12 protein-coding genes are annotated in these 12,859 nt (G+C 64.7%); 8 read left to right on the top strand and 4 right to left on the bottom strand.

What is annotated here, in order from left to right; genetic code table 11:
* The 4 genes from AB4Z46_RS28435 to AB4Z46_RS28420 form a co-directional block, all read right to left on the bottom strand.
* Entirely contained in the window at positions 1–1,752 is a 1,752-nt protein-coding gene (locus AB4Z46_RS28435) for a hypothetical protein (protein ID WP_442286903.1), read from the bottom strand.
* Between the two features lie 690 nt (positions 1,753–2,442).
* Entirely contained in the window at positions 2,443–2,694 is a 252-nt protein-coding gene (locus tag AB4Z46_RS28430) for a hypothetical protein (protein ID WP_442286902.1), read from the bottom strand.
* Between the two features lie 624 nt (positions 2,695–3,318).
* On the bottom strand, positions 3,319–4,164 hold the full coding sequence (locus AB4Z46_RS28425; protein ID WP_442286901.1) for a nucleotidyl transferase AbiEii/AbiGii toxin family protein: 846 nt from the start codon (positions 4,162–4,164) through the stop codon (positions 3,319–3,321).
* Positions 4,161–4,778 carry a type IV toxin-antitoxin system AbiEi family antitoxin domain-containing protein gene (locus tag AB4Z46_RS28420; protein WP_442286900.1) on the bottom strand — a complete coding sequence of 206 codons (618 nt, stop codon included), beginning with the start codon at positions 4,776–4,778 and terminating at the stop codon, positions 4,161–4,163. The genes AB4Z46_RS28425 and AB4Z46_RS28420 overlap by 4 nt, the downstream gene beginning before the upstream one ends.
* 546 nt (positions 4,779–5,324) lie before the next feature.
* Between AB4Z46_RS28420 and AB4Z46_RS28415 the strand changes: the two genes are divergently transcribed.
* The 8 genes from AB4Z46_RS28415 (at position 5,325) to AB4Z46_RS28380 (ending at position 12,847) form a co-directional block, all read left to right on the top strand.
* On the top strand, positions 5,325–6,461 hold the full coding sequence (locus AB4Z46_RS28415) for an ABC transporter substrate-binding protein (protein ID WP_442286899.1): 1,137 nt from the start codon (positions 5,325–5,327) through the stop codon (positions 6,459–6,461).
* Between the two features lie 45 nt (positions 6,462–6,506).
* A complete protein-coding gene (locus AB4Z46_RS28410; RefSeq protein ID WP_442286898.1) occupies positions 6,507–7,379 on the top strand; it encodes a branched-chain amino acid ABC transporter permease in 873 nt (290 codons plus the stop codon).
* The gene (locus tag AB4Z46_RS28405; protein ID WP_442286897.1) at positions 7,376–8,368 is read left to right on the top strand and encodes a branched-chain amino acid ABC transporter permease; all 993 of its coding nucleotides are present in this window, start codon (positions 7,376–7,378) and stop codon (positions 8,366–8,368) included. Before AB4Z46_RS28410 ends, AB4Z46_RS28405 begins: the two co-directional genes overlap by 4 nt.
* Entirely contained in the window at positions 8,365–9,162 is a 798-nt protein-coding gene (locus tag AB4Z46_RS28400; RefSeq protein WP_442286896.1) for an ABC transporter ATP-binding protein, read from the top strand. The genes AB4Z46_RS28405 and AB4Z46_RS28400 overlap by 4 nt, the downstream gene beginning before the upstream one ends.
* Positions 9,159–9,872 carry an ABC transporter ATP-binding protein gene (locus AB4Z46_RS28395; protein WP_442286895.1) on the top strand — a complete coding sequence of 238 codons (714 nt, stop codon included), beginning with the start codon at positions 9,159–9,161 and terminating at the stop codon, positions 9,870–9,872. The genes AB4Z46_RS28400 and AB4Z46_RS28395 overlap by 4 nt, the downstream gene beginning before the upstream one ends.
* 119 nt (positions 9,873–9,991) lie before the next feature.
* A complete protein-coding gene (locus tag AB4Z46_RS28390; RefSeq protein WP_442286894.1) occupies positions 9,992–11,221 on the top strand; it encodes an FAD-dependent monooxygenase in 1,230 nt (409 codons plus the stop codon).
* Positions 11,222–11,237: 16 nt separating this feature from the next.
* Complete coding sequence (locus tag AB4Z46_RS28385; RefSeq protein WP_442286893.1) at positions 11,238–12,020, top strand: maleate cis-trans isomerase family protein; 783 nt, start codon at positions 11,238–11,240, stop codon at positions 12,018–12,020.
* On the top strand, positions 12,017–12,847 hold the full coding sequence (locus AB4Z46_RS28380) for an alpha/beta fold hydrolase (protein WP_442286892.1): 831 nt from the start codon (positions 12,017–12,019) through the stop codon (positions 12,845–12,847). The genes AB4Z46_RS28385 and AB4Z46_RS28380 overlap by 4 nt, the downstream gene beginning before the upstream one ends.
* Positions 12,848–12,859 lie beyond the last annotated feature (12 nt).

Here is a 12,859-nt window from a genome sequence, read left to right as displayed (position 1 = left end):
TCACTGTCCCCCTGTGATGGACGCCATGCTGCTTCCATCGTATGTAATGTCAGTCTGCTGCTTGATGTCGGCGAACTTCGTGACGCCAGCGACCGTGCGATAGCAGATGGCCACGCGCTCCTTGTGGCCCTTGTTTTCTTTTCTCAGGAGCTCGAACGCGTTCTCGCCAATCCTCTTGACCATATCCATCGGCGGGTTGTCACCGAGGTACGCCACCAGGGCCGGACGCGCGCCGGCCTTGATGACATTGGTGTTTGGAGAGTCGGGAGACCACGCTATCGAGGCACCGCCACCGGCAAGGTCCTTGATTTGCGCGGGCAACGTCGCCGTCTGAAGGATGTGCCCCAAGGTCGCAACGCGGGTGATACGTCTATTACGTTCCTCGGAGGCTGCGATGTCGCGGTCGAGCTGAAGGGTGGCGCGGGCTACGACTTCAGACTCAGGGATGCGGCACACGTCCAGGTTGTTCACGCGATGCCACTGGTCCTTCATGCTGTGAGGACCGCATGAAAGCGAGATGGCCCGCTCGATGTGCAGTCGGTTCGCGATGTCCTGCAGGCTTTGGAACGCTGCGGTGACTTCCGGGTTGGCGTTGATGACGTCGCTCCACCCGGTCTCCGGACAGCTCGTGCTTGCCAGCCATGCGCCAGCGTCGGCGTCCCAGACGAAGCGCGTATCTAGCTGCGGTCCGATGAGCACGTCGTGGACCGCCGGGCCATCCTGCATGACTTTGGGAACCGTCAGCGCAAAGACGGCCTCGTCGTAGTGGAAGTGCAGGACGTGGCGCCGCTTCTCATGCCAAGTGTAGTACAGGCCCTTGGCCTCATTGTTGGAAACCTCGTCATCCTTCACCGAGCAGCGACGCTCGGGTACATACCAAGCTGATCCGCTCTCGTTCTTCCAGGCGTTTGCCTGGGCGGGTGAGTCGTGTTGGACGACGTTGTGAGCCCAGTTCAAGCAGACGATGTCGCAATCGGTTGCGACCGGACTGCGCCGGAAGACCTCATTGCGGTACCGGCGGTAGTCGGTGTGCTTGGGCTTCGGGTTCAGCTGGATGTGGATGAGGATGGCTCTGTCCGACAGCATCTTATTGGCGTCAAGGTCCTCGCCCAGGTCGAGCGCGTCTGAGCAGATGATGGTCGAAAGCTTGATGTACCCGTCTTTGCCCTGGAACCGGTAGATGGCGCGGCCACAGCGCAGTTGCTTGTTCTCAAAGCCGTGGTCATCCCTAGATGGCGCGGTCTTGAACTGGAACAAGACGACCCGCTTGAGCGTCTTTTCCGCGTCACGTGTGACGAAGCAGTAGGCGACGGGGTCGAAGTAGTTGCCCTGCACCGCTGGCGCCGGATCCTCCTCGTAGATGACGTCGCAATGGCCAGCGCAGTCCGCCTTGAAGGTCGCGAGCCTTTCGGTGGTCATGCTTTCGCATCCCAGCACCCAAAGTGCGCCGTCCGCGGGGAAAGGCCCGCCCTGCGCCGCCTTCGCCAGCGAGCTTACCGGGAGAAAGTATTCCGGCGTGATCACGAGCTGGTCACCGCGCTCTGCAGCCATCGCGAGAAAGGCGTCGGCCCTGGCGGCTGCGACGGCCAGGTCTAGGTGGCCAATTCGGTGGGTGTCTGCGTAGATGGGCCCTGCCGGCTGGAGTAGCAGCGCGCGGTAACTCTGATGCGTGGCTTGGAGTGCAGCCAGGTCGGGCGTCTCCAGACCCCGCAAGGCAAGTACATCTTCGACGTCACTGATGAATACAGGCAAAGCCTTTTTCCTTCCTCTGGCGGTGTCAGCCCTCTTTGGCCGATGGTAGCAATTTGTTGCCTACTGGTTGATGGTGCCATGAGCGTTTCGAAGCCGCTTCCCGCAAGAAGCCTTTGGACAACTGCTGAAGGACCACCGAGTCCTACACGTGATGCCGCCGCTCGCGTTACAGCTTCAACGTTGAACGAAAGCTTCAGGTCGCCGAGTTGGGCGAGTCGATGGGCTGCAACCGCTGTATACCGGCTGTACGAGGTGCGCTGGCAAAAGGCGACGAAGCGCCCTCAGCGACATCAGCCGCTCCCAAGTCGGGGAGATGCTAAAATGCGCCCAAAATCCCTTAGTGGTGTCATTCGGTTGACTCTCGCCTAGGGTGAAAAGACCACCCTCGGGTGGTCTTTTCACATGCGCCGATCCAGCGTCAAACAACGCGGTTTGCCACCTGTCTCACCCTCGCCCGCGCGGTTCGCCCGAGGGCGGCTTGATGGACCGAGAGTGATAGCGCGCATAGCAACACGTTGATTTCATTCGGATTTTTCCGATTTTCCGGATTTGGATGTGATAAGGCGCGCGCGTCCAATCGTCAGTTCGCACCCGGCCTCGACAAATCAGGATCTCACCCCAGACGGCATTCGGGTGCCCAGCGGCCGCACCGGGAGCGAGGCACCCAGGGCGCCGAGTGCCTGCGCCACTTCAGACCGTTTGATAGGCCGGCGCGTTGGCCGCAGGGTGCGCCTGCGCGTTCTCGTACACACGGATGACGCCGCGCAACCGCTCGCATTCACGCTCCAGGGAGGCGACCCAGGCGCGGGCGTGTTGGGCCTCGTTGTAGGCCTGCGTGTGGAGGGCGGCCATGCCCCAGCGGCTCTCGAACCAGAGAGTCAAGTACACCGCGCGGGGCGCGTTGCCGCTGGCCTGGTAGCGCTGCAACGTGCGAAAGCTCACCCCCAGATGCCGAGCAATTTTCCCTTCGTGATTCAACCTGGTCGTCCAGCAGGTAAGCCAGGGGCGGCAGGCGGGCGAACGGAGGGTGCAAGGAAGGGCATGACAAGGCTCCTGCGAAGGTGCCAAAGGGCGAAAGCCGGCGATGCCGACTCCGGCGAGGCCATGACAGTTTGTCGCAAGCCGGCGTGAGACCGCGGTGCCCTCTTCTTCCCCTGCCACGCGGGCTTTTTTTCGGGCAGGGAGAGTGCGTAAGAACTTCAAATCTCCCCGGCTGGATCAAAACCCCCATTGCCCTCTCCCCGCTCTTCTGCGGCCATTGGACAGGCGCCGCGAATGAATGAACATAATTGTGCTTGGGCAAAAATCTCCAGAGAAGACGTCGACGGGGGGGCGGTAGGCCATTCCGATCAGCACAGAGCCCTGTTCGTGTTGACGTCACGCTGTCGCTTGGGCAATGGGTGCTCGTACCAGTGGGGTGCGGGAGCATGCGCGGTCGAAGTCGGCCAGCATGCCCTTGACGTCGGCCCACGATGGATTCGCTTTCTTCTTTGCCACGTGAGCTTGTCTTCATGCGACGACGAGGAGCACGGTGCAGCGTATTGTGGCTTCTCTGGATTGGGCGGTTCACGTGGACCCGAGTTTCTGGAACTCGCTGCGCAACAGCGCGATGACCTCGGGCAGGTCCATGACATCCAGTCGGTTCTTCTTCAGGAACGCGGCCCACTGGGTTTGCTTCGTCGCATCCCGTGCGAATGCACCGCTCAGGCCAGACGGTAAAGTGGCCGGCATTGCGAGTTTGCGCCGCGCGAACGTGGCCTCGACCGCGCGGCGCAGTTCGTCGGGATCCAAAGCGCCTTCGGTCAGCAGAACCCAGAGATCAAAATAGTCCTTCATTCGGGTGTTGGCCATGCCCAGCAAGCAAATCGCGTGGAACTTCTCCGCCACCACGGTGTACTTCGGATAGGCGCGCAGTCGGGGGGCGGGCAGGTCCTCGAGCAGGACCGGGTAGTTCACCGATTCCGGCGCTGGGGTAACTGCATCGCCGAAACCGATGTCTACCTGCAATGCGATGCGCGCACCATCCAGCTTCGCCAGTAGGTCGATCCGCACGCCGCCGTAGCCCGCGTCCTTGCGGATGGCGGAAGCCTTGACGGAGGCTGGGTCGAACGCAACGCCATCCTCCGCCGCGATCTGGCAGATCGCGCGAAAAGCCGAAACTGCGGTGTCGACGTCGTCCGGTCCGAATCCGAGCAGGTCGACATCACGCGTCGGCCGATGCGGCTGGTCGTACCAAAGAGAAAACAGCAGGGCGCCCTTAAGCAGGTAGTTCGCGGCATGCGGCGAGATTGACAGTCGGTACAGTAGCCTTTCAAGCCCGTAGTGGGTGAGGATCAGATTGAAATCCTGTTTCGTTGCATCGGCGCGCTGCTTCAAGCGTGCTCGGATGGATGCAGCCAGGTTGCGGCTCATGCCGTGACGCTTTCAAGATAGGGGCGCATCACATTGGCTACGCGATCCACTGTGGCGTAGTGCCATACCGCATCCATCGACAGCTTGCGTTTCGACCATCCATCGCGCAGCGCTTCCAGAGCCACATCGAGGCCGATCTTGTTGCGATACTTGAAACAGTCGGCCACCGTCTTGGCTGCATTGAACACGGGTACCTTCACGCCATCGATCACGACCGGCTCGATTCCTTCGGTCAACGCGGGCCCTGACATGCGCACTACGTGCAGCGATGGTTGGTCCAGGCGGGGAGTGGGGGAGTGGCGAGGAATTGCCACCCAGACTTCGAACGGCGCCTGTGTACCGATTCCGTGGACGCGCAGCGCAGATAGCAGGCACACGACACCGCGCGGCACGCGTAGCGCCACTTCAGCCAGTGATCGGTGCTCGCTGAGTGCCCGCCCTGGCAGGCTGTAGACGCCGCGGGCGACGCGCTCGAGCTTGCCTGCCGCGACCAGTCTGGTAAGCGCCACCGTAGGCAGACTCTGCCCGACCAGATCCCGCGCGCGAAGCAGCGGCTGTCTTTCTGCGAGGACGAGGACGGCTTGTTCGACCGTGAGGTTGGAGCCAGATGTCATGCTGGGAGTATGTTGCAATAGTTAGTCATTTGTCAATAAACGACTAGATAACCCAACAAACGCCCGCGCTCGGAATGCCGGGCTGGAGTTCGACGGCGCCGTTCCCCGCCCTGCCCCGCGCCATAGATCTGGGCGGAGGACGAACCGTCCTGCCGCGGCGGCGGCGAGGCAACGGTAGATCCTGCGCAGCCGTCAACCGAAACTCCTTTGGTAGACGCGCGGCGTGCCTGTGGCCAGACTGGGTCCAATGCAAGGGCGCAGGCATTGGTCTGCTGAATCCGGTCTCCTCCCGATGCCGAGCGTCAGGCGCTGTGAGATGCACTCTTTGCCAGCGTTGCAACCATCGCCAAACAGACAAAGCCCTCGGCTGGCATCAAGTTTGCTTGCTAGTCGTTTAATTAATTGGCGGACTCCGTAGTAACCCTGAAATGGTGCATCCCAACCGATGCTACTCTCCGCCCACAAATTAATTGATCGTTTAATTACGTCTTCGCCGACGGCACGGCCGGCGGCGCCATCACTTCATTTCTTCGAAGGAGATCGTCGATGTTCAAGTTCTTCAAGTCAGCCTGCGTAGCCAGCCTGGCACTCGGCCTGGGGTCCGCCGCAACGGCCCAGGAAACCATCAAGGTCGGGGTCATCGAGCCATTGACCGGCTCGGTGGCCTACAACGGCCAGGCCTTCGTGAGCGGCGCCAAGCTGGCGGTCGAGCGCCGCAACGCGGCCGGCGGCGTGCTCGGCCGCAAGATCGAATTGGTGATCGAAGACGGCCAGTGCCGTCCGGCGAACTCGGTCAACGCCGCCGAGAAGCTGATCCAGCGCGACAAGGTGGTGGCGCTGGCCGGCGCCTTCTGTAGCTCGGCGACCGCCGCCGTGATGCCGGTGGCCGAGAAGTACAAGGTGCCGCTGTTGACCGGCGTGTCTTCCAAGGCCGACCTGACCGAGAAGGGCATGCAGTACTTCTTCCGCTCGGCCGAGACCGACCGCCTGATGTCGAGGACTTTCAGCAAGATCCTGGCCGAGAAGCTGCAACTCAAGACCGTCGCCTACATCGGCGTCAACGACGACTGGGGTCGCGGCGGCGTCGAAGATTTCTCGAAGGACCTGAGCGCGCTTGGCGTCAAGACCGTGATGAAGGAGTACTTCGACCATGGCGCGACCGATTTCTACACGCTCCTGACCAAGCTGCGCGCGAGCAATGCCGACGGCGTCTTCGTTGCCGCTGAGACGCAGGACGGCGCCATCCTCGTCAAGCAGTTCAAGGAGTTCGGCCTCAAGACCAAGATCTTCGGCGTTGGCTCCTGGGCCACGGCCGACTTCGTCGGGCTGACCGGCGACGCGTCCGAAGGCATCTACGCCGCAGTGCCCTACGCGTCGAGCCTGCCGGGCGAAGCCAACAAGGCCTTCGTCGAGCGCTACGCCGCCAGCTACAAGGAGAAGCCCGGCAAGTACGGCGCCGCCGGCTACAACGCGATGAACATCATGATGGAAGCCATCGCGCGCGCGGGCAAGGCAGAGCCCGAAGCGGTGCGCGATGCACTGCGCAAGACCGACTACACGGCACCCAACGGCCGCTTCCGCTTCACCGAGAAGGGCGAGGGCTACGGCTTCGACGTCGTGTTGGTGCAGATCGCCAACAAGGAACCGCGCGTGGTCGCCGAAGCCGCGACCGAGAAGCCATGAGCGGCAGACGCTCGCGCAACGCATAGCGGCACAAGGAAACCCAACATGGAACTGTTGCCACAGTACCTCGTCAACGGCTTGGTCACGGGTTCGTTCTACGCCCTGTCGGCGCTTGGACTGACCCTGATCCTTGGCCTGATGCGGGTCGTCAATTTCGCCCATGGCGAGCTCTACATGCTCGGCGGCATCATGGGCTGGTGGGCCACGACGCGGCTCGGGCTCGACTTCTTCACGGGCCTGCTGCTGGTTGCCGTCGTGATGGGCGCCTTCGGCTGGTTGATTGACCGCTTCCTGATCGAGCGCATCCGCGACCAGGGCGAGGAGCCCGGCATCCTTCTGACCATCGGGCTGTCGATCTTCCTCGCCAACACGGCGCTGCTGATGGTCGGCACGGCGCCGCTCAAGGTCGAGGCACCGATCTCCGCGGGCCCGGTGTTTCTCGGTCCGATCGTGCTGACCAAGCTGCGGTTGTTCGCGGTCGCGGTCTGCGCGCTGCTGATCCTGGCCGCCTACCTGACGATCCAGAAGACCCGGCTCGGCCGCTCGATGCGCGCCACCTTCCAGGACCCGATGGCGGCCCGGCTGGTCGGCATCCGCACCGCCAACGTCTACGCCAGCACCTTCGCAATGGGCACCGTGATCGCCTCGCTGGCCGGCATGCTGCTCGGCTCGATCTATTCGGCGCAAGTGTCGGTGGGCGGGCTGGTGAGCATGAAGGCCTTCGTGGTCGTGATCCTCGGCGGCATGGGGAGCTTCCCCGGCGCCATCGCGGGGGGCCTGCTGCTCGGCGTCTCGGAGGCATTGTGGGGCGGCTACGTCGCGACCGGCTGGGTCGACATCATCGGCTTCGTGCTGGTGATCCTGACGCTGGTCTTTCGGCCTTACGGCCTGTTTGCCAAACGTGCGGAGCGCGCATGAGATTCGAAAAACGTTGCCTCCTGGCATTGATGGCGCTGGCCGCGCTGGTGCCGCTGCTGGTGCGCGACCAGTACGTGCTGCACATCGCGATCATGGTGCTGTTCTATGCGGTGCTGGCCACCAGCCTCAACCTGGTGGTCGGCTACGTCGGCGAGTTCTCGCTCGGCCATACCGCCTTTCTGGGCACGGGCGCCTATGCCGCCGCCATCCTGTCGACCACCTACGGCTGGCCGATCTGGGCCACCATCCCCGTGGCCGGGCTGCTCGCCGCGGTCATGGGCGTCATCATCGGCGGCATCACGCTGCGGCTGCAGGGGCCGTTCTTCGTGATCGTGACTCTGTCGTTCTCCGAGGTGCTTCGCCTGGTGGCCGACAACTGGATCGCGCTGACCAACGGACCGATGGGCATTGCCGGCGTGCCGCAGCCCGCGCTGCTGGCCGACGCCGGCAACCTCGGCGCGAAGCAGTTCTACTACATGGTGGCGTGGCTGCTGCTGGCACTGGCGCTGTACCTGTCGTTCCGCTTCGTGAACTCGAACGCCGGCCGGGCTGCGGTCGCCGTGCGCGAGAACCGCTACGTCGCGCAGTCGATCGGCATCCGCCCGCTGACCTACTCGATGCTGGCGCTGGTGCTCGGCGCCTTCCTTTCGGGCATGGCGGGCGGCTTCTACGCGCACTACATCTCCTTCGTCGGACCCGAGGTGTTCCGCTTCGCCTTCATGGTGAGCATGATCATCATGGTGCTGATCGGCGGCAAGGGCACTCTGGTGGGGCCCCTGATCGGGGCGCTGCTGGTGACCTTTCTCGAGGAGTACCTGCGCGAGGCGAAGGAACTGCGGCTGTCGCTGTTCGGCTTGGCCGTGATCGCGATCGTGCTGTTCCTGCCGCGCGGACTCATGGGCTTCATCACGCAGCGCCGTGAGACCCGCACGAAGGAGGCCGCAGCGCACGCCGCGCCGGCGCAACGCACGGCAGGGAGGCCCGCATGAGCGCCGCAACACTGGCCGCCAACGGAGGCTCGCTCGAAGTGCGCGCACTCAGCAAGTCCTTCGGCGGCATCAAGGCCGTCAAGGACATCAGCTTCGACGTTCATGCCGGCGAGATCGTGGGGCTGATCGGGCCCAACGGCGCGGGCAAGACCACCTGCTTCAACCTCATCACGGGCTTCTACACGCCGACCGGCGGCAGCGTGCGCTACAGCGGCCAGGAGGTGACCGGTGAGAAGCCCTTCCGCATGGCGCGGCGCGGCATCGTGCGCAGTTTCCAGAAGACCAACATCCTCAAGTCGCTGACCGTGTTCGAGAACGTGCTGACCGGGCACTACCTGGAAGCGAAGCAGTCGCTTTGGAGCACCTTCTTCCCGACATCGAAGGTGCGCGCGACCGAACGCGCGGTGCGCGAGAGTGCCGAGCAGATCGTGCACACGATGGGCCTTGCAGAGCGCATGGACGTGCCGGCCTACATGCTCTCGTGCGGTGAACTGCGCTTGCTCGAGGTGGCGCTGGCGTTGTCGGCCAAGCCCGAGATCCTGATGCTCGACGAGCCCGCCGCCGGTCTCAACAGCCAGGAGGCGAAGAAGTTCGGTGAGATCCTGAAGCAACTGCGCGGTCGCTTCGTGAAGTCGATATTGATCGTCGAGCACAACATGGGCTTGGTCATGAGCGTCTCGGACCGCGTGGTCGTGATGCACTTCGGCGAGAAGCTCGCCGAGGGCACGCCGGCGCAGGTGCAGGGCGATCTGCGCGTCATCGAGGCCTATCTGGGCGGGGGGAAGAAATCATGAGCAAACTGCTCGAACTCAACGACCTGCACGTGAGCTACGGCAAGACCGCCGCGCTGCACGGCGTCAACATGACGGTGCGTGCCGGCGAGGTGGTCGCGCTGATCGGCGCCAACGGCGCGGGCAAGAGCACCACGCTGCGCGCGATCTCCGGCCTGCTGCGGCCGACGCGGGGCGCCATCCTGTTCGACGGCCGGGCCATCGGCGGCATGGCGGCCGACCGCATCGTCGGACTGGGCATCGCGCAGTCGCCAGAAGAGCGGCACGTGTGGCCGGCGATGAGCGTGTACGAGAACCTCACGCTTGGCGCCTACCTGTGCAAGGAGAAGGCCGAGGTCGAAAAGCGCGTCGGCGTGGTCTACCACCGATTTCCGCGGCTCAAAGAGCGGCATCGCCAGTTGGCCGGCACCCTGAGCGGCGGCGAGCAGCAGATGCTGGCGATCGGCCGGGCGTTGATGTCCGAGCCGCGGCTGCTGCTGCTCGACGAGCCCAGCCTGGGCCTGAGCCCGCGCATGGCCGAAGAGGTGTTCGAGTTCGTGCGGGAGATCAACCAGCACGGCGTGACGGTACTTCTGGTCGAGCAGAACGTGCACAACGCGCTGTCGGTGGCTTCGCGCGCCTATGTGTTCGAGACCGGCCGCGTGGTCGCCGAGCGCGATGCCGCGGGGCTGCTCGAGGACCCGGGGCTTCTGAGCGCCTACCTGGGCGGCTGAGGCGGGCGGGCGGCGTACTGCGCCGTGCCAAGGGCTCGTTGCCAATTCATTAATTAATTGAGCGTTTATTTATCATGCCGCGGCCTGCGCTGCGGCATCGTCAACCAGGAGATTCGAGTATGAGTAGAGCAATTCGCGTCGGCATCGTCGGTGCCGGCATCGGTGGCGTGGCACTGGCGCGCGCGCTGCGCCTGCGCGGCATCGATGCCCATCTGTTCGAGCGCGCAGCGGCCTTCGGCGAAATCGGCGCCGGCGTGCAGATGACGCCCAACGCGGCCAAGGTTCTGCGGGCGCTGGGCGTCGGCGAAGGGCTGGAGCGCATCGGCTTCCTGCCCGAGGCGATGGTGGGCCGTAACTGGGAGGACGCGCGCGAACTCTTCCGCACGCCGCTGAAGGAGGCCTGCCCGCGGCTCTTCGGCGCCGGTTTCCATCACGTGCACCGCGCCGACCTGCACGCGATCCTGTGCGAGGGCATCCCGGCCGATCGTGTGCGTTTCAACGTGCAGTGCACCGGCGTCACGCAGGACGAAGATGGGGCGGTCGCCCACTTCGCCGATGGGTCGAGCTTCGAGGCCGACCTGATCGTCGGTGCCGACGGCATCCACTCGCCCGTGCGCGATGCGCTGTGGGGCAAGACCGATGCGCGCTTCACCGGCCACATGTGCTGGCGCGCGCTGGTACCGGTAGAGCAGCATCCGCTGCCCTTCGTGAGCCCGGATGCTTCCTTCTGGATGGGCCCGAAGGCGCACATCGTGACCTACTACGTCAAGGGCGGCGCGGCCGTCAACATCGTGGCGGTCAACGAGAGCGCCGACTGGGTGGCCGAGTCCTGGACCGAGCCCAGCACGCGCGAGGAACTGCTGACCGCTTACGCGGGCTGGCATCCGAATATCATCCGGCTCTTCGAGCGCACCGACACCTCGCAGATCTTCAAGTGGGGCCTGTTCGACCGCGACCCTATGGCGCAGTGGTCGCAAGGCCGGGTGACGCTGCTGGGCGATGCGGCACACCCGATGCTGCCCTTCCTGTCGCAGGGCGCGGCGATGGCGATCGAGGATGCCTACGTGTTGGCCGCCGCGCTGGCGCACTTCGGCACCGACCAGGACACCGCGCTGCGCGCCTACGAGGCCGAACGCCTGCCGCGCACAGCGCGCGTGCAACTCGAGGCCCGCGAGCGCGGCCGTACCTACCACCTGTCGACACCCGAGGAACAGCGCGAGCGCGACCTGGCCTTCCAGAAGCAGCAGGCCAGCAATCCTAACGCGGTAGGCATCAAGGCCGAGTGGGTCTACGAATACGACGCGACGCGCTGCATCGAGCGCTTCGACACCGAGGCCTCGCTGGCTTGAACCGGAGCAAGTGCACATGAGCAACAGGAACTTCCGCATCGGCCAGATCGTGCCGAGCTCGAACACCACCATGGAGACCGAGATTCCGGCGATGCTGCGGCTGCGCGAGCAGATCCGGCCTGAGCGCTTCACCTTCCACTCGGCGCGCATGCGCATGAAGCACGTCAACAAGGACGAACTCGCAGCGATGGACGCGCAGTCCGACCGCTGCGCGCTCGAACTCAGCGATGCCCGCGTCGACGTGCTCGGCTATGCCTGCCTGGTGGCGATCATGGCAATGGGGCGCGGCTACCACCGCGAATCCGAAACCCGCCTTCAGGCCGCCACCGAAGGCAACGAGGGCAGTGCGCCGGTGGTCACCAGCGCGGGCGCGCTGGTCGATGCGCTGCGCGTGATCGGTGCCAGGCGAATCGCGCTGGTGGCGCCCTACATGGTGCCGCTCACGAAGATGGTGATCGACTACATCGAGCACGAAGGCTTCGAGGTGGTCGACTGGCGCGCGCTCGAGATTCCCGACAACCTGGAGGTGGGCCGGCACGATCCGCGCAAGCTTCCGGCCATCGTCGCCGGCATGAAGACCGACGACGTGGATGCGATCGTGTTGTCGGCCTGCGTGCAGATGCCATCGCTCGCGGCCATCGCGGAAGTCGAGGCTGCGACTGGCAAGCCTGTGGTCACGGCCGCGGTGGCCACCACCTACGCCATGCTCGGCGCGCTCGGCCTGGAGCAGGTGGTGCCGGGCGCGGGGGCGCTTCTTTCGGGCGCCTATTCGACATCGCAAAAGGCAATCACGGCATGAGCGATTCCACATTCCTCTACGGCGCGCAGGTGCATGCCAACGGCATCCGCCAGCACTACCTGCGCCATGGCGGCGCGCAGGGCGAGCGCGCGACGCGCGACGCGGTGATTCTCTTGCCCGGTATCACCAGCCCGGCCGTGACCTGGGGCTTCGTCGCCGAGCGCTTCGGTCGCCACTTCGACACCTACGTGCTCGACATTCGAGGCCGCGGCCTGAGCGAGTCATCGGACGCGCTTGATTACGGGCTCGACGCCCAGGCCTCCGACGTGATCGCGTTCGCGCAGGCGCTCGGACTGCAGCGCTACGCGCTGGTCGGCCATTCGATGGGTGGGCGCATCGGCATCCGCGCCGCGGGACGCCGCCCGGCCGGGCTCACGCGGCTGGTGGCGGTCGACCCGCCGGTGTCCGGCCCGGGCCGCCGCGCCTATCCCGCAAAGTTGCCTTGGTACGTGGATTCGATGCAGCTCGCGCGCCAGGGCATGACGCTCGAGCAGATGCGCGACTTCTGCCCGACCTGGAGTGACGAGCAGCTGCGCCTGCGCGCGCAATGGCTCCACACCTGCGACGAGCGCGCGATCGTGCAGAGCTTCGAGGACTTCCAGCGCGACGACATCCATGCGGACCTTCCGCGCATCGACGTGCCACTGCTGCTCATGACCGCCGAGCGCGGCGACGTGGTCCGCGAGGCGGACGTGGACGAGATGCGCTCGCTCGTGCCCTCGCTGCGCGAGGCCCGCGTGGCCGGCGCCGGCCACATGATCCCCTGGGACAACGAGCAGGGCTTTCACCGCGCCTTCGGCGATTTCCTCGGTCATCCGCTGGATTGATGCCACCTTCCC

This window comes from Variovorax sp. M-6 (assembly GCF_052114385.1).
Taxonomy (GTDB): Bacteria; Pseudomonadota; Gammaproteobacteria; order Burkholderiales; family Burkholderiaceae_C; genus Variovorax.
The sequence above is the reverse complement of the archived record's forward strand: the minus strand, read 5'-3'. Positions and strand labels throughout refer to the sequence as shown.